The 25,374-nt window shown below is 68.8% G+C and carries 26 protein-coding genes; 12 read left to right on the top strand and 14 right to left on the bottom strand.

Going from position 1 to position 25,374, the window contains the following annotated elements; genetic code table 11:
• Positions 1 to 49: 49 nt before the first annotated feature.
• From tilS to cysS, 4 genes are all read right to left on the bottom strand, one after another.
• Entirely contained in the window at positions 50 to 1,507 is a 1,458-nt protein-coding gene (gene tilS, locus A2G96_RS07135; RefSeq protein WP_417926425.1) for a tRNA lysidine(34) synthetase TilS, read from the bottom strand.
• The gene (locus A2G96_RS07130; RefSeq protein ID WP_062798076.1) at positions 1,473 to 2,444 is read right to left on the bottom strand and encodes an acetyl-CoA carboxylase carboxyltransferase subunit alpha; all 972 of its coding nucleotides are present in this window, start codon (positions 2,442 to 2,444) and stop codon (positions 1,473 to 1,475) included. The genes tilS and A2G96_RS07130 overlap by 35 nt, the downstream gene beginning before the upstream one ends.
• Positions 2,445 to 2,559: 115 nt before the next feature.
• Entirely contained in the window at positions 2,560 to 3,387 is an 828-nt protein-coding gene (locus A2G96_RS07125; RefSeq protein WP_062798074.1) for a DNA-3-methyladenine glycosylase family protein, read from the bottom strand.
• Positions 3,384 to 4,772: a cysteine--tRNA ligase gene (gene cysS / locus A2G96_RS07120; RefSeq protein ID WP_062798072.1), complete on the bottom strand. Its 1,389-nt coding sequence runs from the start codon at positions 4,770 to 4,772 to the stop codon at positions 3,384 to 3,386. The genes A2G96_RS07125 and cysS overlap by 4 nt, the downstream gene beginning before the upstream one ends.
• A 263-nt stretch (positions 4,773 to 5,035) precedes the next feature.
• Between cysS and A2G96_RS07115 the strand changes: the two genes are divergently transcribed.
• The 4 genes from A2G96_RS07115 (at position 5,036) to A2G96_RS07100 (ending at position 7,828) form a co-directional block, all read left to right on the top strand.
• Positions 5,036 to 5,761, top strand: coding sequence for a tetratricopeptide repeat protein (locus A2G96_RS07115; RefSeq protein WP_062798070.1), 726 nt, complete (start codon positions 5,036 to 5,038; stop codon positions 5,759 to 5,761).
• Between the two features lie 83 nt (positions 5,762 to 5,844).
• On the top strand, positions 5,845 to 6,429 hold the full coding sequence (locus tag A2G96_RS07110) for a peptidylprolyl isomerase (protein WP_062798067.1): 585 nt from the start codon (positions 5,845 to 5,847) through the stop codon (positions 6,427 to 6,429).
• 22 nt (positions 6,430 to 6,451) lie between these two features.
• Positions 6,452 to 6,952: a peptidylprolyl isomerase gene (locus A2G96_RS07105; protein ID WP_012352488.1), complete on the top strand. Its 501-nt coding sequence runs from the start codon at positions 6,452 to 6,454 to the stop codon at positions 6,950 to 6,952.
• A 78-nt stretch (positions 6,953 to 7,030) separates the two neighbouring features.
• Complete coding sequence (locus tag A2G96_RS07100) at positions 7,031 to 7,828, top strand: UDP-2,3-diacylglucosamine diphosphatase (protein ID WP_062798065.1); 798 nt, start codon at positions 7,031 to 7,033, stop codon at positions 7,826 to 7,828.
• A 25-nt stretch (positions 7,829 to 7,853) separates the two neighbouring features.
• Here the strand turns inward: A2G96_RS07100 and cysE are convergent, their stop codons facing one another.
• Positions 7,854 to 8,597, bottom strand: a complete 744-nt coding sequence (gene cysE, locus A2G96_RS07095) for a serine O-acetyltransferase (RefSeq protein ID WP_062802097.1) — start codon at positions 8,595 to 8,597, stop codon at positions 7,854 to 7,856.
• A gap of 303 nt (positions 8,598 to 8,900) precedes the next feature.
• Positions 8,901 to 9,719: an RNA methyltransferase gene (locus A2G96_RS07090; RefSeq protein ID WP_062798064.1), complete on the bottom strand. Its 819-nt coding sequence runs from the start codon at positions 9,717 to 9,719 to the stop codon at positions 8,901 to 8,903.
• Positions 9,720 to 9,922: 203 nt separating this feature from the next.
• On the opposite strand from A2G96_RS07090, the gene A2G96_RS07085 reads away from it, so the two are divergent.
• The 6 genes from A2G96_RS07085 (at position 9,923) to A2G96_RS07060 (ending at position 16,819) form a co-directional block, all read left to right on the top strand.
• Positions 9,923 to 10,756: an inositol monophosphatase family protein gene (locus A2G96_RS07085; protein WP_062798063.1), complete on the top strand. Its 834-nt coding sequence runs from the start codon at positions 9,923 to 9,925 to the stop codon at positions 10,754 to 10,756.
• Between the two features lie 220 nt (positions 10,757 to 10,976).
• Positions 10,977 to 11,192, top strand: coding sequence for an HP1242/YdcH family protein (locus A2G96_RS07080; protein WP_062802096.1), 216 nt, complete (start codon positions 10,977 to 10,979; stop codon positions 11,190 to 11,192).
• Positions 11,193 to 11,206: 14 nt separating this feature from the next.
• Positions 11,207 to 12,337 (top strand): polyphosphate kinase 2, encoded by a 1,131-nt coding sequence (ppk2, locus tag A2G96_RS07075; RefSeq protein WP_062798062.1) that lies wholly within the window; start codon positions 11,207 to 11,209, stop codon positions 12,335 to 12,337.
• Positions 12,338 to 12,417: 80 nt separating this feature from the next.
• The gene (locus A2G96_RS07070) at positions 12,418 to 12,852 is read left to right on the top strand and encodes a universal stress protein (RefSeq protein ID WP_062798061.1); all 435 of its coding nucleotides are present in this window, start codon (positions 12,418 to 12,420) and stop codon (positions 12,850 to 12,852) included.
• Positions 12,853 to 13,067: 215 nt separating this feature from the next.
• Positions 13,068 to 15,782 carry a DNA mismatch repair protein MutS gene (mutS, locus tag A2G96_RS07065; protein ID WP_062798060.1) on the top strand — a complete coding sequence of 905 codons (2,715 nt, stop codon included), beginning with the start codon at positions 13,068 to 13,070 and terminating at the stop codon, positions 15,780 to 15,782.
• Complete coding sequence (locus A2G96_RS07060) at positions 15,779 to 16,819, top strand: hypothetical protein (protein WP_062798058.1); 1,041 nt, start codon at positions 15,779 to 15,781, stop codon at positions 16,817 to 16,819. Before mutS ends, A2G96_RS07060 begins: the two co-directional genes overlap by 4 nt.
• Positions 16,820 to 16,928: 109 nt before the next feature.
• Here A2G96_RS07060 and A2G96_RS07055 read toward each other — a convergent pair whose 3' ends face one another.
• Positions 16,929 to 17,456, bottom strand: a complete 528-nt coding sequence (locus A2G96_RS07055) for an FKBP-type peptidyl-prolyl cis-trans isomerase (RefSeq protein WP_025582242.1) — start codon at positions 17,454 to 17,456, stop codon at positions 16,929 to 16,931.
• An 11-nt stretch (positions 17,457 to 17,467) separates the two neighbouring features.
• Between A2G96_RS07055 and A2G96_RS07050 the strand changes: the two genes are divergently transcribed.
• A complete protein-coding gene (locus A2G96_RS07050; RefSeq protein ID WP_174549296.1) occupies positions 17,468 to 18,673 on the top strand; it encodes a cupin domain-containing protein in 1,206 nt (401 codons plus the stop codon).
• A 198-nt stretch (positions 18,674 to 18,871) separates the two neighbouring features.
• The gene (locus A2G96_RS34070; RefSeq protein WP_082818866.1) at positions 18,872 to 19,117 is read left to right on the top strand and encodes a hypothetical protein; all 246 of its coding nucleotides are present in this window, start codon (positions 18,872 to 18,874) and stop codon (positions 19,115 to 19,117) included.
• Positions 19,118 to 19,218: 101 nt separating this feature from the next.
• On the opposite strand, the gene A2G96_RS07045 is transcribed toward A2G96_RS34070, so the two are convergent.
• The 7 genes from A2G96_RS07045 to A2G96_RS07015 all read right to left on the bottom strand — a co-directional run bounded on the left by A2G96_RS07045 (position 19,219) and on the right by A2G96_RS07015 (position 25,265).
• Positions 19,219 to 20,007, bottom strand: a complete 789-nt coding sequence (locus tag A2G96_RS07045) for an MBL fold metallo-hydrolase (RefSeq protein ID WP_062798053.1) — start codon at positions 20,005 to 20,007, stop codon at positions 19,219 to 19,221.
• A gap of 67 nt (positions 20,008 to 20,074) precedes the next feature.
• Entirely contained in the window at positions 20,075 to 21,325 is a 1,251-nt protein-coding gene (gene bamC / locus A2G96_RS07040; protein WP_062798051.1) for an outer membrane protein assembly factor BamC, read from the bottom strand.
• 49 nt (positions 21,326 to 21,374) lie between these two features.
• Positions 21,375 to 22,259, bottom strand: coding sequence for a 4-hydroxy-tetrahydrodipicolinate synthase (gene dapA, locus A2G96_RS07035; protein ID WP_062798050.1), 885 nt, complete (start codon positions 22,257 to 22,259; stop codon positions 21,375 to 21,377).
• A gap of 137 nt (positions 22,260 to 22,396) precedes the next feature.
• A complete protein-coding gene (locus A2G96_RS07030; RefSeq protein WP_062798048.1) occupies positions 22,397 to 22,975 on the bottom strand; it encodes a class I SAM-dependent methyltransferase in 579 nt (192 codons plus the stop codon).
• An 11-nt stretch (positions 22,976 to 22,986) separates the two neighbouring features.
• Positions 22,987 to 23,652, bottom strand: coding sequence for a site-2 protease family protein (locus A2G96_RS07025; RefSeq protein WP_012352471.1), 666 nt, complete (start codon positions 23,650 to 23,652; stop codon positions 22,987 to 22,989).
• 76 nt (positions 23,653 to 23,728) lie between these two features.
• Positions 23,729 to 24,352: an L-threonylcarbamoyladenylate synthase gene (locus A2G96_RS07020; RefSeq protein WP_062798045.1), complete on the bottom strand. Its 624-nt coding sequence runs from the start codon at positions 24,350 to 24,352 to the stop codon at positions 23,729 to 23,731.
• A 67-nt stretch (positions 24,353 to 24,419) separates the two neighbouring features.
• Entirely contained in the window at positions 24,420 to 25,265 is an 846-nt protein-coding gene (locus A2G96_RS07015) for a 3',5'-nucleoside bisphosphate phosphatase (RefSeq protein ID WP_062798043.1), read from the bottom strand.
• Positions 25,266 to 25,374 lie beyond the last annotated feature (109 nt).

Below are 25,374 nucleotides of genomic sequence, written 5' to 3'. Positions count from 1 at the left end.
AGCCCTTGAAAATACACGAAGCGGCCCGGTCAGGCAAGGCGCGCGGGGACTATGGGCGGCAGATCGGATGTGATGCCGGCGCCTGCGGCTGCCATGCCACGCGCCAGCGCGGCGCCGGCGCGGCATCTGGCCAGCGGCGATGCATGCCCAGCCCGGCGGCCAGCACCAGCGTGTCGCCGGCCCACAGCAGCGGCAGCCAGGCCCGGCGCCAGGCCGGAATGCCGGCCTCCTGGCACGCCTGCTTCAGCGCCCGCGCGGGGCCGCCGGGGCGCAGCACGATGCGCTCGCCGCCGCGCCGCGCGGCCAGGCGCAAGGGCTGGCGCAACACCGCTTCGGGCACGCCGAAGGTGTCGTCACGGAAGAAATGGAGTTCGCCGCGCCAAGCCGGCACGACGATGCGGGCCTCGCCGCGCCAGTCCAGCAGCACCGGCTCGGGCGCCTGCGCCGGCGGCGGCACGCAGGCCAGCACGCGCTCGCGGAAGCGGCGCAGCACCAGGCCTTCATGCGCGATGGCCGGCTCGCCGCCGGCATGCGCAATCAGTTGCTCGCGCATCGCCGCCAGCCGCGCGGTGGACGGGGCGCGCACGCCGAGGTCGCGCAGCCACAGGCGCAGCACCGCATCGGCCTGCGCCGCCGGCAGCGCGCGCAGGCCGGGCAGGTCGAGTTCAGACAGCGTGTCGGGGTCGCGGCCGGCACGCGCCAGCGTCGCCAGCGCGGTGGCGGCAAGCTGGTCGATCAGCGCGCCGGCCTGGGCGAAATGCGCGGCCGCCTGCACCACATTGACCGCCAGCGCCGGAAACGCCGCCTGCAGCGCCGGCAGGTGCTGGCGCAACGCGTTGCGCGCATAGCGGTCGTCGGCATTGGACGGATCGTCGACCCACTGCAGCGCGTTGGCAGCGCAGTAGGCCTCGATGCCGGCGCGCGGAACATCGAGCCACGGGCGCAGCAGCATCACGCCGCTGCGCGGATCCAGCGGGCGCATCGCCGGCATGCCGGCCATGCCGGCCACGCCGGCGCCGCGGAACAGCCGCAGCAGCACGGTCTCGACCTGGTCGTCCTGGTGATGGGCAAACAGCAGCAGGCGCGCGCCGCTGTCGGTGCACATCGCCGCCAGCGCGGCATAGCGCGCGCGGCGCGCGGCGGCCTCGACGCCCTCGCCCGCCGCCGGCCGCACCGACACGCGCCTCACGAAATAACCGACCTGCCACTGCGCGCACAGTGCGGCGCAGAAGCGATCCCAGTCGTCGGCCTCGGCCTGCAGGCCATGGTGGACATGCAGCGCCACCACGCGCGCGCTGTCGCCCGCCCGCGCCACCGCCGCGCATGCGGCATGCAGCAGCGCGACCGAGTCGCGCCCGCCCGACAGCGCCACCGCGACCGTCGGCGCGGCCGCCGCGGCAGCGCCAGAAACAACAAAGGCCGCACCGGCCTGCAGGGCCTGTGCGACCTTGTCGGTCAGCCGGGAGGACGGGTCAGTCCTGGGCGCCGGTTTCCTTGAACTTGCCATAGGCCAGCAGGCGCTCGTAGCGGCGCGCCTGCAATTCCTTCACGCTCATGCCCTGGAACTGGCGCAGCGACTCGGCCAGCGAGCGCTTGAGCATTGCCGCCATGCCCTTGTAGTCGCGATGCGCGCCGCCCAGCGGCTCGCTCACGATCTTGTCGATCAGGCCCAGTGCCTTCAGCCGGTGCGCAGTCAGGCCCAGCGCCTCGGCGGCTTCCGGCGCCTTCTCGGCGGTCTTCCACAGGATCGAGGCGCAGCCTTCCGGCGAGATCACCGCGTAGGTGGCGAACTGCAGCATCTGCACCACGTCGCCCACGGCAATCGCCAGCGCGCCGCCCGAACCGCCCTCGCCGATGATGGTGGCGATCAGCGGCACCTTCAGGCCGGCCATCACATACAGGTTGTGGCCGATGGCCTCGGACTGGCCGCGCTCTTCGGCATCGATGCCGGGGAACGCGCCCGGGGTGTCGACGAAGGTGAAGATCGGCAGCCCGAACTTGTCGGCCAGCTCCATCAGGCGCTTGGCCTTGCGGTAGCCCTCGGGCTTGGGCATGCCGAAATTGCGCATGGCGCGCTCTTTCGTATCACGGCCCTTCTGGTGCCCGATCACCATGCACGACTGGCCATTGAAGCGCGCCAGGCCGCCGATTATCGACAGGTCGTCGGCAAAGGTGCGGTCGCCGTGCAGCTCGTGGAAATCGGTAAAGATCTCGCGCACGTAGTCCAGCGTATAGGGACGCTGGGGGTGGCGGGCGATTTGCGCAACCTGCCACGGGGTCAGGTTGGCATAGATGTCTTTGGTCAGCTGCTGGCTCTTGCCGGCCAGCCGCGAAATCTCTTCGGAAATATCGACAGCCGAATCGTCCTGCACGAAGCGCAGTTCTTCGATCTTTGCCTCGAGTTCGGCAATGGGCTGCTCAAAATCCAGGAAGGTGGTTTTCATAAAATCACACGTACCTGTCTGTGAAGGGGCGCATTCTACCGGAAATTGGCCGCTATCTTAGCGCCTGCCAGATAGCCCGGACTGCACCCGCCGTTAAATTTTGTTGTTGCGATGCTTAATACGTCACAGGCAACGGGTCGAGGCTGCGCCACATATACCAGGTGGCCACGGTGCGCCACGGTTCCCAGTTGGCCGCCACCTCGCGCGCCTCGCTGCGCGTGACCGGTTCGCCGCTGAAATAGTTGGTCGAGATGGCGTTGATCAGGCCGACATCGTCGAGCGGCAGCACATTGGGCCGCATCAGGTTGAACATCAGGAACATCTCGGCGGTCCAGCGGCCGATGCCGCGGATCTGCGTCAGCTCGGCGATCACGGCCTCGTCGTCCATCTGCGCCCACTGCGCGACATGCACGGTACCGGCCTTGAAGTGCCCGGCCAGGTCGATCAGGTATTCGGCCTTGCGCCTGGACACGCCGCAGCCCGCCAGCTTCTCCGGACCGGCGCGCAGGAACTGCGCCGGCGCCAGCCGCGGGCACACCGCGTGCAGGCGTTCCCACACCGATTGCGCCGCCTTGACCGAGATCTGCTGGCCCACCACCGCGCGCGCCAGCGTGACGAACGGGTCGCCGCGCGAGACCAGGTGCGCCGGGCCATAGGTCGGGATCATCTTGCGCAGGATGCGGTCGCGCTTCATCAGGTCCGCGCAGGCCTCGTCCCAGTAGGCGGGTCGGACCGTGTCGGCCACGGTCTCGACCGGCAGCGGCACCGCCTGCGCCTCGGGCAGCACCGACCTGGCGTTGCGCGCGGGCATGCTGGTGTCCTTGCCGTCGGGCAGCGGCGCCTCCCTGGCGCCGGCCTTGGCCGGGCGCGGGCCGGCCGCCTTCGCCCGGCCCGCGGCGGCGGGCGGCGAGGCGGTGGCGGGCTTGCGCGCGGCAGCGTTCAAGCACGCCTCCACTCGGTGGCACCGCCCGGCTTGTCTTCCAGCACGATGCCCGCTTCCAGCAGCTGCGCGCGGATGCGGTCCGCCTCGGCGAAGTTGCGCTCGGCCTTGGCGGCCTTGCGCGCCGCGATCAGCTTCTCGATCTCGTCCGGCGACGGGCCGTCGTCGGACTTGCCGCCCTGCAGGAAGGTATGCGGGTCACGCTCGAGCAGGCCCAGCGTGCCGGCCAGCCCCTTGAGCTGGCGCGCCGCCGCGGTCGAGCCGGTGCGGTTGATCTCGCTGGCCAGGTCGAACAGCACCGACATCGCGATCGGCGTGTTGAAGTCGTCGCCCATGGCCTCGGCAAAGCGCTTCGCGTGCGGCTCGTCCCAGTCCACCGCGCAGCCGCCAGGCTGGCTGTCCTTGAGCGCCGTGTACAGGCGCGTCAGCGCGTGGCGCGCATCGTCCAGGTGCGCGTCGCTGTAGTTCAGCGGACTGCGGTAGTGCGCGCGCAGGATGAAGAAGCGCACGACCTCGGCGTCGTACGCCTTCAGCACCTCGCGGATGGTAAAAAAATTGCCAAGCGACTTGGACATTTTCTCGTCGTTGATGCGCACGAAGCCGTTGTGCATCCACAGGTTGACGAAGGGCTTGCCGCTGGCGCCTTCGGACTGCGCGATCTCGTTCTCGTGGTGCGGGAACTGCAGGTCGGCGCCGCCGCCATGAATGTCGAAATGCTCGCCCAGCAGTGCGCAGCTCATCGCAGAGCATTCAATGTGCCAGCCCGGGCGGCCGGCGCCCCACTTCGAGTCCCACTTGCTCTCGGGCGGCTCGCTAGCCTTGGCGGATTTCCACAGCACGAAGTCGAGCGGGTCCTGCTTGGCATCGTTGGCGCTGACGCGCTCGCCGGCACGCAGGTCTTCCAGCGACTTGCCGGACAGCTTGCCGTAGCCGTCGAACTTGCGCACCGAGTAGTTCACGTCGCCGTCGCTGGCCTGGTAGGCCAGGCCCCTGGCCTCGAGCTTGCCGATCATGTCGAGCATCTGCGGCACGTAGTCGGTAGCGCGCGGCTCGTGGTCGGGACGGATCACGCCCAGCGCGGCGGCGTCCTCGTGCATGTACTGGATGAAGCGCGTGGTCAGCTCGCCGATGGTCTCGCCGTTTTCGGCAGCGCGGCGGATGATCTTGTCGTCGATATCGGTGATGTTCTGCACATAGGTCACCTCGTAGCCGGCGGCGCGCAGCCACCGGTGCACCATGTCGAACACCACCATCACGCGCGCATGGCCGACGTGACAATAGTCGTACACGGTCATGCCGCAGACATACATGCGGACCTTGCCGGGTTCGATTGGCACGAATGGCTGTTTCTCACGCGCGAGCGTGTTGTAGATGTTGAGGGGCTGCATGAAACGAAGTGAGTGGTGAGAGGAGTCTGCCGGTTCCACACGGCAGGCAGCGCGAACGCCGCTGCTGGCGCAATGCCGTCGCGCCCCATATCTTACCGGAAGGCGGTGCGCGAGTCGGACCCGCGGCCCGGCCGGCCGGCGCGCATGCACGTGCCCACGCACGTCAGCGCATGAACACCGCAAGCCTGGCCGCCGCGGCATCGCCTTCGTGCCGCACTTGCCGCTTTGCTAGAATGCCGCGGAGTATAACGGACCCGTCCTCAATGAGCCTGCCGCTGCCCTCCCCGCTTTCCGCCGCCCCTGCCGTCTGCGCTGCGCGCACGCGCCGGCGCGGATCCCGCACCGTCCTGCCGCTGCTGGCCCTGGCCGCTGCGCTGGCAGGCCCCGCGTCCGCGCAGAACGGCCCGCTGTCGCTGGCAGTGCCGACCTCGCCGGTCGGCGGCATCCAGTCGACCGACCCGGGCATGGGCGAGGCCCAGCAAGCCGCCAATGCGCGCCGCTACGAGGACGCCATCAAGGGCTTCGACCGCGTGCTCGCTGCCAACCCGCGCAATGCGCAGGCCCGCTTCCAGCGCGCCTGGGCGCTGGCCCAGTCGGGCCGCGAGGACGAAGCGATCCAGGCCTTCAGCGAGATGGCGCAGGACTTTCCCGAACTGCCCGAGCCGCACAACAACCTCGCGCTGCTCTATGCCAAGCGCGGCGACCTGAAGCGCGCCGAAGCCGAATTGCTGCTGGCCACCGAGGTCAAGCCCGCCTTCGCGGTCGGCTATACCAACCTGGGCGACGTCTACCGCCGCCTGGCCGAGCAGGCCTACACCGAAGCGCTGCGCCGCAATCCCGGCGATGCCCGCGCCAGTGCCGGCCTGCGCCAGCTGGCCCCGGCTTCCGCCGTGGCAGCGCCACCGAAGCCGGCCGCCCCCGCTGCCACCGGCCGCAAGGCGGCGCCGGGCGGGCGCCAGTCGCCGGCCAGCGCGCCCGCGGCCAACTGACCGCATCGATCCGACCACATCCATCCGCAGGCCCGGCGCGGCACGCCCGGGCCGCGTCCATCCCGACTTACCGGAGTTCCTTCATGATCCGTTCCCGTCGCATCGTCATTGCCGGCCTGGCCGCAGGCGCCCTGGCGCTGTCTTCGTTCAGCGCGCTGGCCCAGCAGAAGGCCGCCGAGCGCGTCCAGTTCGTCACCAGCGCCGGCAAGTTCACGGTCGAGCTCTATCCCGAGGCCGCACCCAGGACCGTCGCGAACTTCCTGGAATATGTGAAGAGCGGCTTCTACAGTGGCACCATCTTCCACCGCGTGATCAACGGCTTCATGGTGCAGGGCGGCGGCTTCGACCGCGACATGAAGGAAAAGCCCACACGCGCGCCGATCCCGCTGGAAGCCCGCAACGGCCTGAAGAACAAGGCCGGCACGGTTGCCATGGCGCGCACCAGCAACCCGGATTCGGCCACCGCGCAGTTCTTCGTCAATGTGGTGGATAATCCGAATCTCGACTACCCGCAGCCGGACGGCAATGGCTATGCCGTCTTCGGCAAGGTGGTGGAAGGCATGGACACGATCGACAAGATCAAGGCCGTGCCGACCACGGCCTACGGCCCGATGCGCAATGTGCCGGCCGCGCCGATCGTGATCGAGTCGGCCACCGTCGTCAAATAATTACCGAACAGAGGAAACCGCCATGTCCAAGGTACAGCTGCAGACCAACAAGGGTGTGATCACCCTGGAACTCGACGCCGAAAAGGCCCCGAAAACGGTGGAGAACTTCCTGTCGTATGTCCGCAAGGGCCACTACGACAACACCATCTTCCACCGCGTGATCAAGAACTTCATGATCCAGGGCGGCGGCTTCGAGCCCGGCATGAAGCAGAAGGACACCGACGCCCCGATCGAGAACGAAGCCGGCAACGGCCTGAAGAACGACCGCTACACCGTGGCGATGGCGCGCACCAATGCGCCGCACTCGGCCACCGCGCAGTTCTTCATCAACGTGGTCGACAACGACTTCCTCAACTTCTCGTCCCCCACCCCGCAGGGCTTCGGCTATGCCGTGTTCGGCAAGGTGGTCGACGGCACCGACGTGGTCGAGCAGATCAAGGGCGTGCGCACCGGCAGCTCGGGCTTCCACCAGGACGTGCCGCTGGAAGACGTCGTGATCGAGAAGGCCGTCGTCGTCGAATAAGCCTATGCCTGCCGATTGCGGTACCGTGTGCGCGCGCGTGCCGGCCTGCGTGTCGGTCTTCTTCTCCCGACACCACGCATGACCGCAATCTCCCACACGCCGGTGGCCGGTCCCCTCGAGGTACAGGCGCCGGCGTGGTTCATTTCAGACCTGCATCTGACGCCCGGCATGCCACGCACGCTGGCGGCCTTCGAGCGCACGCTCGCGCGCGCCGCGACGCACGCGCGCACGCTGTTTATCCTGGGCGACTTCTTTGAATTCTGGGTCGGCGACGAAGAAACCGAGACGCCGTTCGCGCAACGCGTGGCGCTGGCGCTGCGCGCACTGGCCGCGCGCGGCGTGGCGGTGTACCTGATGCACGGCAACCGCGACTTCCTGCTGGGACAGCGCTTCGCCGACGCCGCCGGCGCCACGCTGCTGCCCGACCCCACCATGATCGATTGCGCCGGCCAGCGCGTGGTGCTGAGCCACGGCGACATGCTGTGCATCGACGACGAACGCTACAACCGCTTTCGCCGCTGGACCCGCAAGCGCTGGGTGCAGCGCGTGTTCCTGGCGCTGCCGCTGCGCGCGCGCCTGGCCGTCGCCCGCAAGCTGCGCGCGGACAGCGAAGGCAACCGCGCCCGGCAACGCAGTGCGGGCGCGGCGGTTCCGGTGGTCTACGGTGATGTGGCCCCCGCTGCGGCGGCCGAGTTGCTCGGCGCAGCCGGCGCGTCGCTGCTGGTCCATGGCCATACCCATCGCCCGGCTCGCCACGAGGAAGGTGCAGGCGTGCGCTGGGTGCTGACCGACTGGGACCTGGATGGCGCGCATCCGCGCGCCGCGGTGCTGCAGCTGGACCAGGACGGCTTCCGGCTGCTGCCGCAGACAGACTGAACCGCGCCAGCCGTCGCTCGCGCCGTTACTTCATCAGCTTGCGCAGCTCGCTGGCATCGAACGGATCGTTCGGCGTGTTCTCCAGGTGTTCGCCAAGCCGGTCGAGCGCGGCCAGCACGGCCTCGATGCGGTCATGCTGGAGCGCGGCATTGTCGATCAGGCTCTTGAGCGCCAGCGATACCGGATCGTCGGCATTCGGCGTGATGCCGTAGGCCGAGAACTCCTGCCTGGCCCCCTGCTGCACCGACGGCGCATCCGGCAGGATGATGCGGGCCGGAATGCCGACCGCGGTCGCGCCCGGCGGCACCGGCTTGAGCACCACCGCGTTGGAGCCCACGCGCGCGCCGTCGCCTACTTCGAATCCGCCCAGCACCTTGGCGCCCGCGCTGACCACCACGCCGACGCCGAGGGTCGGATGCCGCTTCTGGCCCTTGTACAGCGACGTGCCGCCCAGCGTCACGCCCTGGTAGATGGTGCAGTCGTCGCCGATCTGCGCGGTTTCGCCGATGACCACGCCCATGCCGTGGTCGATAAACACGCGCCGGCCCAGCGTCGCCGCCGGATGGATCTCGATGCCGGTGAAGAAGCGCGACCAGTGCGAGATCCAGCGGCCCAGCCAGTGCCAGCCCGCGCGCCAGCACGCGTGCGCCAGCCGGTGCAGCAGCACCGCATGCAGGCCCGGATAGCAGGTCAGGACTTCCAGGCGGCTGCGCGCGGCGGGATCGCGCAGCATGATGGTGTCGATATCTTCCTTCAGGCGAGAGAACATCTTGGTCGTGTCGTGGTGCCGCGCCGTGCGCCATGCCACGCGGGCCAGCGCCCGGGGCGGGGTCACCGGCGCGGTCGGGGGCCGGTGAAGAGGATCAGGAGTGTACGGGATTTGCCGGCCCGCCTTGCGGCGCCGGCGTTTGGCCCCTGATCCGCCAGGGACATTGCTGCGATGCTGCGATCAACATCGACCGGGCATGCGCCCACCCGCGGCGGCAGGACGCCCGGCCACGCCGCCTCGGCATGCACCGTTCCGGTCCCACATCGCGTCGCTACGGGTTGCGGCCACAGTCCTTTGCTCCTGTCACCGGTCGGCCTGCGGGCCCGACGGGTTCTGCGCGGCAATCAGCATGTGCTTGGCGATGCCGCGCAGGATGTTCACTTCCTCGCGCTCGAGGCCGCTGCGCGCCAGCAGACGGCGCAGCCGGGTCATCAGCTTGCGCGGATTGGACGGATCGAGAAAGCCGATCGCCTCGAGTCCGGCCTGCAGGTGGCCGAACATGGCCTCGACCTGTTCGGCCGTGGCCGGCTCGCCAGCATAGCCGATATTGGCGCCCGCGTCCGGGGCGGCCTCCAGCAGCGCCAGCCGCATCTCGTAGGCCACCAGCTGCACCGCCTGCGCCAGGTTCAGCGAGGCATAGGCGGGATTGGCCGGGATATGGGTCACCGCGTTGCAGCGCTCCACCACCTCGTTGGGCAGGCCATAGCGCTCGTTGCCGAACACGAACGCCACGCCGTCGCTGCCGGACAGCGTCTGCCGCGCACGCGCGGCGGCGGCGCGCGGCAGCAGCCGCGGCGGTCCGAACTCGCGCTGGCGCGCGGTCATGGCGACGGTCAGCGCGGCGCCGGCCAGGGCCGCATCGACGTGGTCGACGATCGCGGCGGCGGCCAGCACGTCGTCGGCGCCGCTGGCCATGGCGACGGCGTCGGGATGCCGCAGCACCTCGGGCTCGCGCGGCGAAACCAGCACCAGGCTGCCGAAGCCCATGGTCTTGATCGCCCGCGCCACCGAGCCGACGTTGCCGGGATGGCTGGTTTCCACCAGCACGAAGCGCACGCGGCCGAAGGCATCCCCGCCGGAGGTGGGGGTAGCGGGCTGGCTCGTATCAATTGCCGGGTTCATATACAATTCGGGGTTCTTCTTTGGCGCGGCGCCAGGTTTATCCATGCCCGCGAGACGTTCGCGACACATTTGCGAAGCGTCCTGCAGCAAGGCCGGCGACGCCCCACGTTCTTCTACAATCCGTTGTGTTGTCAGCTGCCCATGAGCGGGCGAGCGGCGCCTTGGCGCCCCGCCGCGCGGTCGTGGCCGGCCTGGAGAGATTCATGCATCCGATGCTCAATATCGCCATCAAGGCGGCCCGCAAGGCGGGATCCATCATCAACCGCGCGTCGCTCGACGTCGATCTGGTGCGCGTCTCGCGCAAGCAACACAACGATTTCGTTACCGAGGTCGACCGCGCCGCCGAAGCCGCGATCATCGAGATCCTGCGCACGGCCTACCCGGAACACGGCATTCTAGCGGAAGAGTCCGGCCAGTCCTGGACCGAAGAAGAAGCCACCCACGAATACACCTGGGTCATCGACCCGCTCGACGGCACCACAAACTTCATCCACGGCTTCCCGCAATACGCGGTCTCGATCGCCCAGCTGCACCGCGGCACGCCGGTGCAGGCGGTGGTCTACGACCCCACCCGCGACGAGCTGTTCACCGCCACCAAGGGCGCCGGCGCCTTCCTCAACAACCGTCGCATCCGCGTCACCCGCCGCGACAAGCTGGCCGACTGCCTGATCGGCACCGGCTTCCCCTTCCGCGACCTGGAAGGCGTGGACGAGTACCTCGAGATCTTCGCGCTGATGACGCGCAGCTGCGCCGGCCTGCGCCGCCCGGGCGCCGCCGCGCTGGACCTGGCCTACGTCGCCTGCGGCCGCCTCGACGGCTTCTTCGAGCGCGGCCTGCAGCCGTGGGACATGGCCGCCGGCATGCTGCTGATCACCGAGTCGGGCGGCCTGGTCGGCAACTACGCCGGCGAGCCGCGCCAGCTGGAACAAGGCGAAGTGCTGGCCGGCAACCCCAAGGCCTTTGCCCAGATGGTGCGCCTGTTGTCGCCGTATTCGCTGGACAACACCACACCCAGCGCCAAGCCGAGCGCCGCCTGAGACTGGCAGATGGCCCGAGCGGCCATGCCAGCAAGCACGCCCGCCGCACCCCGGCGGGCGTTTGTTTTTCCGGGGCCGCATGCCAGTGCGTCCCGCCTTGCGGCCTCGTCTCATTCCCCGGCGAGCCATGATCCTGGTCAAGGCCGCGACGCCCTGCGCTCACCAGAATGAATCCATGCGCCACGCCATGTGCGCGCGGATCCAGCCACAGGAGAGCAGCATGTTTCCCGAATACCGCGACCAGATCACCGCCCTCAAGACGCAGGACGCCCGCTTTGCGCGGCTGTTCCACCGCCACAATTCGCTCGACCAGGAAATCCACAACATGGAGGCGGGCCTGGTACCGGCATCCACCTTCGAGATCGAGCGGCTGAAAAAGGAGAAGCTGCTGCTCAAGGACCAGCTCTACCAGATCCTGCGCCGCACCACCGCCTGACCGGAGGCGCGCAGATGACCGATCGCGACACCCTCCCTACCCGTATCCCCACCCGTACCGCAACCCGTACCACCACCACACGGCCCCGCGCCACCGCCAGGGGCGATGTGCTGCCCACCCGTTCGGCGCTGTCGGCCCAGCGCAATGAGGTCGACAGCGCCGTCGAAGCCGCGGTGCAACTGGCGGCAAGCGGCATGCAGGACATCCTTGCCAGCCAGGCCGGCGATGGCCGCGGCATGCTGGGCGCCGTCCGCACCCTGCTCGACGGTCTGGCGCCGGACGAGGCCGCGCAACTGCGCAGCCTCATTCTCGAGGGCGACCCCGCCGCCTGGCAGGCCGGCCGCCAGCGCCACCCGGACGATGAGCTGTCCGCCGGCTGGCGCGAAGGCGCGTACCCGTACCAGAACCTGATGTCGCGGCGCAATTACGAGAAGCAGAAGTACCGCCTGCAGGTGGAACTGCTCAAGTTCCAGGTCTGGGTGCGCGAGACCGGCCAGCGCGTGGTGATCCTGTTCGAAGGCCGCGACGCCGCCGGCAAGGGCGGCACCATCAAACGCTTCATGGAACATATGAACCCGCGCGGCGCCCGCGTGGTGGCGCTGGAAAAGCCCACCGAAGTGGAACGCGGCCAATGGTATTTCCAGCGCTACGTGCAGCACCTGCCGTCCGCTGGCGAGATCGTGCTGTTCGACCGCTCCTGGTACAACCGCGCCGGCGTCGAGCACGTGATGGGCTTCTGCTCGACCCGCGAATACCAGGACTTCCTGCAGCAGGCGCCCGATTTCGAGCGCCACCTCGTGCGCAGCGGCATCCACCTGTTCAAGTTCTGGTTCTCGGTCAGCCAGAAGGAGCAGCGCCGCCGCTTCCGCGAGCGCGAAATCCATCCGCTCAAGCAATGGAAGCTCAGCCCGGTCGACGTCGCCTCGCTCGACAAATGGGACGAGTACACCCGCGCCAAGGAGGCGATGTTCGCGCATACCGATACCGCCGACGCGCCCTGGACCGTGATCCGTTCCGATTGCAAGAAGCGCGCGCGGCTCAACGCGCTGCGCTACATCCTGTCGCGCTTTCCCTATGCCAACCGCGACACCACCGCCATCGGCCAGCCGGATCCGCTGATCGTCGGGCGCGCGCTGGCCAACTGAGCACCGGGGCGGCAGCGCAAGGCACCGCCCTCTTCTTGCCCGATTTACGCCATTCGTGTCACACAACGAGAAAGGATTCCATGTTCAAGCACATCCTGCTTCCCGTCGACGGCTCGGAGCTGTCGCACCAGGCCGTCTCCGCCGGCATCCAGTTCGCCCGCACCGCCGGCGCCCGGCTCACGCCCTACATGTGCGTGGAGAGCTATCCCTATGTGCTGACCAGCGACAGCTCGCACGAAAAGCGCGACGCCTACCAGCAGCGCGTCGAAGCCGAGGCGCGCCAGGAACTGTCCAGGGTCGAGTCCGCGGCCGCGCTGGCCGGCGTGCCATGCAGCGGCCACGTCTCCAGCGCTTCGGCGCCGTACCAGGGCATCATCCATGCCGCCAAGGACCTGGGCTGCGATGTCATCTTCATGGCCTCGCACGGCCGCCGCGGACTCAGCAGCCTGCTGCTCGGCAGCGAAACGCAGAAAGTGCTGACCCATAGCGACATCCCGGTGCTGGTGTTCCGCTGATCCGGGGCTGGCGCAGCGCGCTGCTGCACTTCGGCGGCGGCACCGTGCTGTACCATATCGCCCATATTCGAAAACGCCCCTTCGTGCCGCGGCCACAGGCCGCCGGACCAGCGCCCGGCCCGCCCCCGCGGGGGCGCTTTTCCTGGCACGCAAGGTGCGCTCGGCGCGGATCGGGCGGCACGACGCAGGCCCACCGCCAGACAGGCTAAATGGCAATGGGATTGCAGAAGAAAATCGACCCTGAACCGGCACAGGCAGACGCCGCAGGCAGCCGCCACACGCCCATGATGCAGCAATATCTGCGCATCAAAGCGGACCACCCCGACACCCTGCTGTTCTACCGCATGGGTGACTTCTACGAACTCTTTCATGACGATGCCGAGAAGGCCGCGCGCCTGCTCGACATCACGCTGACCGCGCGCGGCGCGTCCAATGGCGTGCCGATCCGCATGGCCGGCATCCCCTTCCATTCGGCCGACCAGTACCTGGCGCGGCTGGTAAAGCTGGGCGAGTCGGTGGCGATCTGCGAGCAGATCGGCGACCCCGCCACCAGCAAGGGGCCGGTGGAGCGCAAGGTGGTGCGCATCGTCACCCCCGGCACGCTGACCGACGCCGCGCTGCTGCCTGACAAGGCCGATACCTTCCTGATGGCGGTGCACCAGCAGACCACGCGCCGCGGCGTCAGCAAGACCGGGCTGGCATGGCTGAACCTGGCCAGCGGCGAGCTGCGCCTGATGGAATGCGAGGCGGCGCTGCTGGGCCGCGAGCTGGAGCGCATCCGCCCGGCCGAGCTGCTGTATGCCGATGGCATCGAACTGCCGGCGCTGGCGTGCGCACGCACGCGCCTGCCGGAATGGCATTTCGACCAGGACGCCGGCACGCGCCGGCTGCGCGAGCAGCTGGGCGTGGCCAGCCTGGACCCGTTCGGCTGTGCCGGGCTGGGCGCCGCGCTGGGCGCGGCGGGCGCGCTGCTGAACTACGCCGCCACCACGCAGGGCCAGTCGCTGCGCCATGTGCAGGGCGTCAAGGTCGAACGCGAATCCGAATATGTCGGACTGGATTCCGCCACGCGGCGCAACCTGGAACTGACCGAAACCCTGCGCGGCGGCGAGTCGCCGACGCTGTTCTCGCTGCTGGACACCTGCTGCACCGCCATGGGCAGCCGCGCGCTGCGCCACTGGCTGCACCACCCGCTGCGCGACCCGGCGCTGCCGCAGGCGCGCCAGCAGGCCATCGGCGTGCTGATCGACCAGGGCACCGACGCGCTGCGCGGGGCGCTGCGCCGGCTCGCCGACGTCGAGCGCATCACCTCGCGCCTCGCGCTGCTCAATGCGCGCCCGCGCGACCTGTCGTCGCTGCGCGACACGCTGCGCGCGCTGCCCGAGGTGCAGGCCTGCCTGCACGGCGACCAGGGCAGCCTGCTGCTGGCGCAGACCGTGCAGGACCTGGCCGTGCCGCATGACTGCCTGGACCTGCTGGTGCGCGCGGTGGCCGAAGAGCCCGCCACCGTGGTGCGCGACGGCGGCGTGATCGCGCGCGGCTTCGATACCGAGCTCGACGAGCTGCGCGATATCTCCGAGAACTGCGGCCAGTTCCTGATCGACCTGGAAGCGCGCGAGCGCGCGCGCACCGGCATTGCCAACCTGCGCGTCGAGTTCAACCGCGTGCACGGCTTCTATATCGAGGTCACCAACGGCCAGGCCGACAAGGTGCCCGACGACTACCGCCGCCGCCAGACCCTGAAGAACGCCGAGCGCTACATCACACCCGAGCTCAAGGCCTTCGAGGACAAGGCGCTGTCGGCGCAGGACCGCGCGCTGGCGCGCGAGAAGCAGCTCTACGATGGCCTGCTGCAGGCACTGCTGCCGCATATCGGCGAACTGCAGCGCGTCGCCGCCGCGCTGGCGCGGCTGGACGTGCTGGCGGCACTGGCCGAGCGCGCGCAGACGCTGGACTGGTCGGCGCCCGAGCGCGTCGCCGAGAACGTGGTCGATATCGTGCAGGGCCGCCATCCGGTGGTCGAGGGCCAGCTCGCGGCGGAGTCGGTGGCGTTTATCGCCAACGACTGCCAGCTCAACGAGGCGCGCAAGCTGTTGCTGATCACCGGCCCGAACATGGGCGGCAAATCGACCTTCATGCGCCAGACCGCGCTGATCGTGCTGCTGGCCTGTGTCGGCGCCTATGTGCCGGCGCGGCGGGCGGTGATCGGGCCGATCGACCGCATTTTCACCCGCATCGGCGCCGCCGACGACCTGGCCGGCGGGCGCTCGACCTTCATGGTCGAGATGACCGAGGCCGCCGGCATCCTGCATCACGCCACCCCGGCATCGCTGGTGCTGATGGACGAGATCGGCCGCGGCACCTCGACCTTCGACGGCCTGGCGCTGGCGTGGGCGATCGCGCGCCACCTGCTGTCGCACAACCGCAGCCATACCCTGTTCGCCACGCATTACTTCGAACTGACGCAGCTGCCGCAGGAGTTCCCGCAGGCGGCCAACGTGCACCTGTCGGCGGTCGAGCATGGCGATGGCATCGTGTTCCTGCACGCGGTGCAGGACGGCCCGGCCAGCCAGAGCTACGGCCTGCAGGTGGCGCAACTGGCCGGCGTGCCGCAGCCGGTGATCCGCGCCGCGCGCAAGCACCTGGCCTGGCTGGAGCAGCAATCCGCCGACGCCACGCCCACGCCGCAGCTCGACCTGTTCGCCGCGCCGCCGACGCCCGACGGCGACGAGGCCTGGGACGACGCCGCCGCGACGGCCGCCGCCCCTGCAATGGCGCCCGAGCAGGAGGCCGTGATCGACGCGCTTGCCGATCTCGATCCGGACACGCTGACGCCGCGCGCGGCGCTGGAGGCGCTGTACCGGCTCAAGGCATTGGCTGGCGCGGTGGTCGATACGGTCGATACGGTCGATACAGCCGATACAGCATGAAGGCGCTGCGCCGGGCCCTGCCGACCCTGCTGCTGCCATGGCTGTGCCTGGCCGCGATGGCGGCTGCCGCGCCGCACGCGCTGGCGGCGCGGGCACCGGCCAGGCCGCAGGTAGTGCGCGTCGCGCTGATCGCGGACCTGCCGCAATGGCCCGCCGCGGAAGCCAATCTGGCGACGCTGCTCGACCACTTCGCCGAGCGCAAGCTGAACCTGGTGATCCATGCCGGCGGCATCAAGGGCGATACGGAGTCATGCAGCGACGCCGTGCTCAGCAGCCGCCAGCAGCTGCTGAGCCAGTCGCCGCTGCCGCTGGTCTATGTGCCGGGCGAAACCGACTGGTCCGAATGCCGGCTGTCGGTCAACGGCAGCTTCGACCCGGTCGAGCGGCTGAGCCGGCTGCGCGAACTGTTCTTTCCGGAAGATGCCACGCTCGGCCGTCAGACGCGGCCGCTGGTGCGGCAATCGGACCAGGCGCTGTTCCGCAGCTTCCGCGAGAACATGCGCCTCAGTGTCGGCGACGTGCTGATCGTCGGCCTGAACGTGCCGGGCGACAACAACCACTACCGCGACGAAGGCGGCCGCAACAGCGAATTCGAGGACCGGCGCGAAGCCAACCGGCAGTGGCTGGCGCGGGCGTTCTCGGTGGCGCGCCAGCGCGACCTGAATGGCATCGTGGTGGTGGCCCATGCCGATCCGCATTTCGCCAACGGCTGGGAAAAGAAGGGACGGCCCACGCTGCTCGACGGCTTCATGCGTCACCGCACGCGCGACGGCTACCTGGAATTCAAGCGGCAGCTGCGCGACCTGAGCGCGCGCTTCAACGGCCAGGTGCTGCTGGTGCACGCCGCCGGCAGCGGCGCCGACAGCGGCTTCGGCATCGACAAGCCGCTGCGCGACGCGGGGGGCAAGGTGCTGCAGAACTTCACGCGCGTGTCGCTGCCGGCCAGCTCGATCTCGCAATGGGCCGAGCTGGTGATCACGCCCGCCGCGGCGTCGCCGTTCGCGGTGGTGCTGAAGGATGCCCCGGCGCCGAACTGACGGGCGCGCCCAAAGCAACGCACCCAAAGCAACGCACCCAAAGCAACGCACCCAAAGCAAAGAAGCCGGCAACGGCCGGCTTCCTGGTGACAGCACTGCAAGCGAAAGCTCAGTGCAGCGTGCGCGGGGTATCGTCGTCCTCGTCTTCGTCCACCACTTCAACGCCCGAGGCGCCGTGGGCGTGGCCGTGCTCGACTTCCTCGGCGGTGGCTTCGCGCACTTCGGAGACCTTCAGCCAGAAGCGCAGCGCCATGCCGGCCAGCGGATGGTTGCCGTCCAGCACGACCTTGTCCTCGGCCACGTCGGTCACGGTGTAGATGACGGAGTCTTCTTCGTCGCCGTCCTCGGGCATGCCTTCGAACTGCATGCCGACTTCGAGCGGCTCGGGGAAGCGGTTGCGCGGCTCGACCTTCACCAGGTCGGCATCGTAATCGCCGAACGCGTCTTCCGGCTCCAGCTGCAGCTGGGTCTCGAAGCCGGTGTCATGGCCGTCGAGCGCTTCCTCGATCTTGGGGAACGTGCCATCATAGCCGCCGTGCAAATAGACCATGGCTTCATCTGACTCCTCGATCAGATTGCCTTGCGCGTCCGATAGCTTGTACATCACGGACACCACCGTGTTCTTAGCGATTTTCAATTCTTGACTCCATGAACGATTCCGCATTATACGCGCAGGCCCTGCCCCCTGGCCCCGTCGATCCAGACACTCCGCTCGACCTGCTTGGTGGCATGACGCCTGCTGCATTCATGCGGGATGTCTGGCATCGCAAGCCCTTGCTCATTCGACAGGCGGTGCCGGGAATTGTGCCGCCGGTGTCGCGCGATGCGCTTTTCGATCTCGCCGATCGCGACGATGTCGAATCGCGCCTGGTGACGCACTTCCGCAACCGCTGGAAGCTCGCGCATGGTCCATTTGCGCGCGAAAACCTGCCCGGCGTCAAGACCCGCCAGTGGACCCTGCTGGTGCAGGGCGTCAACCTGCACGATGCCGCCGCCGCGGAACTGATGGGCCGCTTCCGCTTCGTGCCCGACGCGCGCCTCGACGACGTGATGATCAGCTATGCCACCGACGGCGGCGGCGTGGGCCCGCACTTCGACTCGTATGACGTGTTCCTGCTGCAAGTCTCGGGCCGGCGCCGCTGGCGCATTTCGTCACAGACCAGCCTCGAGCTGATCCCCGACATGCCGCTGAAGATTCTTGCCAACTTCAGCGCGGAACAGGAATGGGTGCTGGAACCCGGCGACATGCTGTACCTGCCGCCGCAATATGCGCACGATGGTATTGCCGAGGGCGAATGCATGACCTGCTCGATCGGTTTCCGCGCGCCCGCGTATCGCGAATTGGCCGGGCACTTCCTGGCGTGGCTGTCGGAAACGGTGGAAGACAACGAAGAGCTCGGCGGCCGTTATGCCGAGGCCGGCGAGCGCGCCGCCACGCGTCCCGCGCAATTGCCGGCCGGCATGGCCAAGGCAGTGGCGGAACGGCTCAAGGCACTGCAATGGAACAGCCAGATGGTGTCGGAATTCCTCGGCAGCCATCTGTCCGAGCCCAAGCCTGGCGTTGAATTTGCAGAGATCGCTGACCTGCCGTTGCGCCGTTATGCGACACTGGCGTCCCGGCATGGGGTGGTGCTGGCGCCGGCGTCGATTGCGCTTTACGACCGCGCCAATTTCTTCCTGAATGGAGAAGCCTACGAGCCGCCGGCCGAATTGATGCCGTGGCTGAAGAAGTTGGCCGATAATCGGCAGCTCAGCGCGCAGGAGGTTGGAAACTGTGCCGAACTGCCCGATCTGATGGAAACATTCCATCACTGGACCCTGGAAGGATGGTTGCAATTGGGGCCGCGGCTGTAATAATGCGTAACATTGCGAATCAGCAAATTTCGGCGCTACACAAGCCGGGAAAACGCGGATATAATTGTTGGCTGGCTAGTACTGTGGACCACTGCATATGTCGGCACCCGGGAGGGCCTAATTTTGCAGTTCAAGAGCGATAATTACCGGTAATTATTCATCGCCTGTTTTTCGTTATTACAAGTTAAAGGACGAACAATGAAGAAGTCTCTCCTGATCGCATCGCTGCTGGCCGCTGTTGCTCTCGCTGCTTGCGGCAAGAAGGAAGAAGCTGCCGCCCCGGCCGCTGACACGGCTGCTCCGGCTGCTACCGCTCCGGCTGCTGAAGCTTCGGCTCCGGCTGCTGAAGCCCCGGCCGCTCCGGCTGCTGACGCTGCTTCGGCCCCGGCTGCTGACGCCTCGGCTCCGGCTGCTGACGCTTCGGCTCCGGCCGCCAAGCAGTAATCGGTTCCTGACCGATAAAAAAACCGGCCTTCGGGCCGGTTTTTGTTTTTGGGGCGCGCCCTCGCGCGGCCCCGTACCCCCCTGCCTCCGTTCGGCCGGGCTCAGGCCCGCACCGCCTGCCACGCCAGGCCTTCTTCCTGATCCGCCACCAGCACTTCGCTCGGCCTGGCGCCCAGCGCCGCCGCCAGCGCACCGGTGGCCAGCTCGCGCGTGTTGTTCTGCTTGCTCAGGTGGGCCGCCACCACGCGGTTCAGCCGGTCATGGGCGACCTGCGCCAGGATGCTGGCCGCCACTTCATTGGCCAGGTGGCCGAAGTCGCCGCCGATGCGCCGCTTGAGCGAGGCCGGATAGACCGAATTGCGCAGCATCTCGCGGTCATGGTTGCATTCGAGCACCAGCGCATCGACGCCCGCCAGGCGCGCGGTCACGTAAGGCGTTTCCATGCCCGCATCGGTCAGCACGCCCAGACGCGCCTGCCCGTCCGACAGCACGAACTGCACCGGCTCGCGCGCATCGTGCGGCACGGTGTAGGGCAGCACCTGCAGGCCGCCGATGGCGAAGCCGTGGTCGGCACAGCAAACCCGCACGTCGGCCACGTCGGCGCCGCGCAGGCGCGAGGTGGCCAGCCAGGTGCCGTGGCTGGTATAGACCGTCAGGCGATGGCGCGCGGCAAAGGCATAGGCCGAACCGACATGGTCGCCATGCTCGTGCGTGACCAGCACGGCGTCGAGCTGGTCCGGCGTGACGCCCAGGCGCTCCAGGCGCCGGGCGGTCTCGCGGATGCCGAAGCCGCAGTCCAGCAGCACGCGGGTGGTGGTGGTGTGTTCGCGGGATTCGATCAGCAGCGAGTTGCCCTCGCTGCCGCTGCCGAGGAAGGCGAAGCGCATCATGGCCGCGCCCTCCCCGCCAGGCACCGGCCAGGACGGCCGGCTGGCAAGCCAGCACTCATGCGCCGGCTCAGTGCAGTTGCTCGTCGAGCAGCGACAGGATGCGTTTGCCGACTTCGCCGTTCTCGGGCTGGCCGGCGTCGTTGAGCACCGTCACCAGCGTGCCGCTGCCCGTGCCCTTGAGCGAGACGCGGTACTTCTTGGCGGTCTTGGGATCGTCCGGCTTGGTGAACAGCTTGGAGAAGAAGCCGCGGTTGTCGACCGTGTTGCGCGGGTCGACATAGCGCACGTAGTACAGCCCTTGCGCGCGGTCGCGGTCTTCGACGGTAAAGTTGACGCGGTCCAGCGACAACCCTACCGAGCGCCAGGCGCGATCGAACGGCTCGGGCAGCTGCAGCGCCGGGGCGCCGTTGACCTGGGCCAGGTACGACTTGTTCGGCGCGGCACCTTCAGCGCCGGCGGCGGCGCCGGCAGCGGCACCAGCGGCGGCCGCGGTGCCGGCGGCAGCGCCCGCCGCCGCGGCGGAATTGCCGGCCGGCGTCGGGTTCTTGGCCATGCGGTCGGCCTGCTCCTTCTGCACGCCCAGGCGCTGCGCCAGGCGCGACAGGAATTCGGCTTCCAGTTCGGGATCGGCCGGGCGCGGGGTCCACACCGTGCTCGACTTGTCGATGCCGGTCAGCTGTTCCTGCGCGCCGCGGTGGCTGATGAAGACTTCCAGCGTGCCGTTCTGCGCGCGCTCGACGCGGGTACGGAACTTGTCGCGCTCGGAGGTCGAGTACAGGCCGTCGAACACCTTGCCGATGGTGTTGCGGATGATGTCCTGCGGGATCTTGGCGCGGTTCTCGGCCCAGTCGGTTTCCATGATGCCGGTCTCGGGCGAGTCCTGCACCAGCAGGAAACCGCTTTCCTGCCAGAAGCCGCGCAGTTGCTGCCACAGCTGGTCGCCGCGCATGCCGTTGCTGATCACCAGCCAGCGCTGGTTGCCGTCGCGCTCCATGCGGATGCCCTGCGCCGACGGCAGCACGTTCTCGGTCGGCGATTGCTCGCGCACCTTGGTGGCCTGGCTGTAGGTCGACAGCGTCGAGGTGCCGTTGGCATCGGGCACCGAATAACGGCGGTCGCCTTCCAGCTTGGTCAGGTCGGGCGGCACGTCCAGCGTGGGCGTGCGCTTCGACGCCGACGATTTGTAGTCGATCTTGTCGGGCTGCATGGCCTCGTTGATGCTGCTGCAGCCAGTCAGTACACCAGCAGCAAGCACGGGCACGACCAGGGCGGCGCGGCGGACTTGCGTCGCGCCGCGGCGGTTAAGCTTCAGTTTCATTGACACGCAATCCTAGTAGATTAGGCGGACAGCAGGACGCCGCGGAGAATCAGGCCAGCAGGCCGGCGGCGGCCAGTGCCTTGCGTACGTAGTCGTGGTTGCCCTCGGACAGCGGGGTCAGCGGCAGGCGGATACCGCCTGCCATCTTGCCCATCTGCTGGAGCGCCCACTTGACCGGGATCGGATTGGCTTCGATGAACATGGCCTGGTTCAGCCCGATCAGTTCCATATGCAGGCGGCGCGCGGTCACGACGTCGCCCTTCAGTGCCGCCGCGCACATCTCGTGCATCTTGCGCGGCGCCACGTTCGCGGTCACCGAGATATTGCCGTGGCCGCCCAGCAGGATCAGCGCCACCGCGGTGGGATCGTCGCCGCTGTAGATGGCGAAGCCTTCCGGCGCGCCCTTGATCAGCTGGGCGGCACGGTCGATGTTGCCGGTCGCTTCCTTGACGCCGACGATGCCCGGCACCTGCGCCAGGCGCAGGATGGTCTCGTTGCTCATGTCCGCGACCGTGCGGCCGGGGACGTTATACAGCAGCACCGGCAGGTCCACCGCCTCGGCGATGGTGCGGAAATGCCGGTACATGCCTTCCTGGGTCGGCTTGTTGTAGTACGGCACGACCTGCAGCGAGGCATCGGCGCCGACCTTCTTGGCGAAGGCGGTCAGCTCGATCGCTTCCTTGGTGGAATTGCCGCCGGTCCCGGCGATGATCGGGATGCGCTTGCCGGCCTGCTCAACGGCAACGCGGATCAGTTCGCAGTGCTCCTCGACGGTCACCGTCGGGGACTCGCCGGTGGTGCCCACGATCACGATGGCGTCGGTGCCTTCGGCAACGTGCCAGTCGACCAGTGCGCGCAGGGCCGGGAAGTCCAGGCTGCCGTCCTCTTGCATCGGGGTGACGATGGCAACGATGCTGCCGGTAATCTGTGTCATAACGTTAGGGAATTCGGGATGCGAATAACGGGATTGTACCGGAACCGCAGGCCGCTTCGACCGCTGCCCGGACAGGGGTTGATACCAACTGTTTCAACGCATGCGGCGCCGTTTGCGCGGACAGCGCAGCGCCCCGCTCAGGGATCGAGCCGGTAGCGTGGCGGCCCGGCCGCACCGGCCGCCGGCGCCGCCTCGCGCACCGCACATAGGCGCTGCACGAAGGCTGTTTTCGGCACTTCGACCACGCCATCCTCGTAGGCCACCACGCGCAGGCCATGGGCGCGCGCGACCTCGAGCAGCTCGCCGGGGCGCAGCAGGAAATCCGGCCGCGACGGCTTGCCCACGGTCTCGTTGCCGGCGGCGAAGGTCTCATAGATCCAGCACCCGCCCGGCGCCAGCGCGGCCGCCAGGTGCGGCCACAGCGGCCGGTGCAGGTAGTTGGTGACGACGATGGCGTCGAACGGCGCTTCGCCGGCCAGCGGCCAGTCCCCCTGCTCCAGGTCGGCCACGCGCGCGGTGACTTCGGCGGGCAGGCCGGCGATGGCATCGGCATCGCGGTCGACCGCCAGCACCTGGTGGCCGCGCGCGGCCAGCCAGGCGGCATGGCGGCCGCCGCCGCAGGCCAGGTCCAGCACCCGCGCGCCCGGGCGCAGCAGATGGGCCCAGCGCGTGACCCAGGCCGAGGGCGCGGCAAGGCCGGCATGCGACAGCGTCATGGCAGCCCCCGTCAATTGAGCAGCAGCACGATCGGGCGCAGCAGCAGCTCGATCAGCGACATCAGCACATTGACCACCGGCGTCATCCAGATGGTGGTGATCACCCCCGCGGCCACCAGCGCCAGCACCACGAAAATGCCGTACGGCTCGATGCGCGACACCGCGCGTGCAATGCCCTGCGGCAGCAGTGCGGTCAGCACGCGGCCGCCATCCAGCGGCGGCACCGGGAACAGGTTGAAGGCCGCCACCACCAGGTTGACGCGTACGCCGGCCAAGGCCATCTCGCCGAAAAACGGCTCGCGCACGCCGCCCCAGGTCAGGCCGATCGCCAGCAGCACCCACACGAAGGCCTGCACCACGTTGCTGGCCGGGCCCGCCAGCGCCACCCACATGCCGTGCCAGCGCGGGTTGCGCAGGCGCTCGAACACCACCGGCACCGGCTTGGCGTAGCCGAACACGAACTGGCCGCTGGTCATGATGTACAGCAGCAGCGGCACGGCGATGGTGCCGATCGGGTCGATATGGCGGATCGGGTTCAGGCTGACGCGCCCGAGCGCATAGGCGGTGCTGTCGCCGAACAGCTTGGCCACATAGCCGTGCGAGGCCTCGTGCAGCGTGATGGCGAACAGCACCGGCAGGGCATAGACCGCGAAGGTCTGGATAAGGGAGGAATCCATGAGCGCTATTGTAGCGGCCCGCCGGCGCCCGGGCGCACGCTGGTGCACCCGGCCGAAGCCCCGGCGGCGCCGCGGGTCAGAGGCCGAAGCGGGCGATGTCGCCGCGGCCGGCGCGCACCAGTTCCGGCTCGCCGCCGGTCAGGTCGATCACCGTGGTCGGCTGCGCGGGGGCCGGCCCGCCGTCCACCACCAGGTCGAGCTGTTTCTCCAGCCGCGCCCGGATCTGCGCCGGGTCGTTGAGCGGTTCGTCGTCGCCCGGCAGCTGCAGCGTCGCCGAGATCAGCGGCTCGCCGGTTTCGCCCAGCAGCGCAAGCGGGATGGCGTGGTCGGGCACGCGCACCCCGATGGTCTTGCGCGCCGGGTGCGACAGCCGCCGCGGCACTTCCTTGGTCGCCTCCAGGATGAACACGTACGGGCCCGGCGTGGCGCCCTTGAGCCAGCGGTACTGGCGGTTGTCGACGCGGGCAAAGTTGCCGAGCTCGGACAGGTCGCGGCACATCAGCGTCAGGTGGTGGCGGTCGTCGATGCCGCGCAGCCGGCGCAGGCGCTCGACCGCGGCCTTGTCGTCGAGCCGGCACGCCAGCGCATAGCTGGAGTCGGTGGGCAGCGCGACCAGCCCGCCCTTCTGCAGGATCTGGGCGGCCTGCTTGAGCAGGCGCGACTGCGGGTTGAGCGGATGGATCTCGAAGTACTGGGACATGGGCCAGGGGGCGGAGTCGGATGGAACGGAGCGGCATCCGGGGGCTGGCCCCGGCCAGGCGAGGTGCCTACCAGTCGTGCCAGACCGGCGTGACCGTGGGCGGCAGCGGCGGCAGCGTGCCGAGTTCCACCCGGCCCTCGCCGGGCCCGTGGAAATCCGTGCCGCGCGAAGCCAGCAGCCCGTAGTGCCGCGCCACCTCGGCGTAGCGGCGGTACTGGTCCGGGGTATGGCTGCCGGTCACCACCTCGACCGCGCCGCCGCCCAGCGCCGTGAATTCATCGAACAGCGCGTCGTGCTGGGTGTCGGTGTAGTGGTAGCGGCCCGGGTGCGCCATCACCGCGATGCCGCCGGCGGTGCGGATCCAGCCCACCGCTTCGGCCAGGCTGGCCCAGCGGTGGCCGACATAGCCCGGGCGCCCCTCCGACAGGTACTCGCTGAAGACATCGCCGATGCTGGCGCAGCGGCCCTGGTCGACCAGCCAGCGCGCGAAATGCGTGCGCGAGATCAGGTCCGGGTTGCCCACGTATTGCAGCGCGCCTTCATAGGCACCATCGATGCCCACCCTGGCCAGCGCCTCGGCGATATCGCGCGCGCGTCGCGCGCGGCCCGAACGGGTCTCGGTCAGGCCATCGATCAGTTCCGGACAGAACGGGTCGATCTGCAGCCCGACGATATGCACGGTCTGCCCGGCCCAGGTCACCGAGATCTCGACGCCCGGCACATAGCGCATGCCGAATTCCTCGGCGGCGGCGCGTGCCTCGGCCTGCCCGCCCAGCTCGTCGTGGTCGGTCAGCGCCCAGAACGCAACCCCCGCGTCGCGGGCGAGTTGCGCCACGGCGCGCGGCGCGAGCGTGCCGTCGGAAACGGTGGAATGGCAATGCAGGTCGGCATTGATGGCGTGGGCGTTTTGCATGGTGGCAATTCTACTCCCGTCGCCCCTCGCCTGCGCGGCGTCGGCGCCCGCGGCCTACCGCGCATAGCCATGCCGGCAACGCTGGCGTCGGCGGAAAGGCGGCGGCCGC

Source organism: Cupriavidus nantongensis (genome assembly GCF_001598055.1).
Classification (GTDB): Bacteria; Pseudomonadota; Gammaproteobacteria; order Burkholderiales; family Burkholderiaceae; genus Cupriavidus; species Cupriavidus nantongensis.
Note: the sequence above shows the minus strand (reverse complement) of the source record. Positions and strands in the feature narration are given on the sequence as shown.